1 protein-coding gene is annotated in these 481 nt (G+C 30.8%); it reads right to left on the minus strand.

The features are described from left to right. Positions 1 to 454, minus strand: a 454-nt coding sequence (locus AB4Z30_RS30005) for a hypothetical protein (RefSeq protein ID WP_441931229.1), incomplete at its 3' end; no start/stop codon positions are given. Positions 455 to 481 lie beyond the last annotated feature (27 nt).

Raw genomic sequence — 481 nt, forward strand, 5'->3', positions numbered from 1 at the left:
ATTCATTGGCATTCATTATGCTTTTAAGGTGCTCAAATTCTTGTATTAATCCCCTAGAAAATTCAAAAATTTGAGCCCATGAAAAGATAAACTTATTTGAACTTTCGATAGTCTGATCTTTGAAAGGGGATTGCTCTGTTAACCAAATTATTCTTTCCGCCTCATGAATTACTTCAACATAGTAACCACCACAACCAAATATTCCACAGGTACATGTAAACAATGGATATGTTCCTGGACTAAGTAAGGATTTAAAAAATTCTTCTACTATAAATACTTCATYTTCATCTAATTCGTTCTCATTGATATATAAGAATAGTTTCCAATCAACGATAGGAACCATTCGACCTTTCACTCTTGTTATATTCTTATATACTTTTCTAGGCTCTATTTTCATATTTGTAGACAATTTATCAAATTTAAACTTTTCATCTTTCTTTGAGTGGATCTCCATAGTTCACCTCTGATTCTTACAATCTTT

The sequence above is a fragment of the Paenibacillus sp. 2TAF8 genome (genome assembly GCF_052114825.1).
Taxonomy (GTDB): domain Bacteria; phylum Bacillota; class Bacilli; order Paenibacillales; family Paenibacillaceae; genus Paenibacillus.